The organism is Neobacillus dielmonensis, from assembly GCF_000612665.1.
GTDB classification, from domain to species: Bacteria; Bacillota; Bacilli; order Bacillales; family Cytobacillaceae; genus Neobacillus; species Neobacillus dielmonensis.
This window is the reverse complement of record NZ_HG942015.1, coordinates 1-233: the sequence shown is the minus strand read 5'-3', so window position 1 is coordinate 233 and position 233 is coordinate 1. Positions and strand designations below refer to the sequence as shown.

The following is a 233-nucleotide window of genomic DNA, read 5'->3' as shown; positions in this document are numbered from 1 at the left end:
CCTATTCACTGCGGCTTATCGAGGCTATTCACCCCAATAAGCACCCCTTCTCCCGAAGTTACGGGGTCATTTTGCCGAGTTCCTTAACGAGAGTTCTCTCGCTCACCTTAGGATTCTCTCCTCGCCTACCTGTGTCGGTTTGCGGTACGGGCACCTTTTATCTCGCTAGAGGCTTTTCTTGGCAGTGTGGAATCAGGAACTTCGGTACTCTATTTCCCTCGCTATCACAGCTC

At 51.5% G+C, this 233-nt stretch carries 1 rRNA gene; it reads right to left on the bottom strand.

From position 1 onward, the window contains the following. Positions 1 to 233, bottom strand: a 23S ribosomal RNA gene (locus tag BN2425_RS00035); the annotation flags it as partial.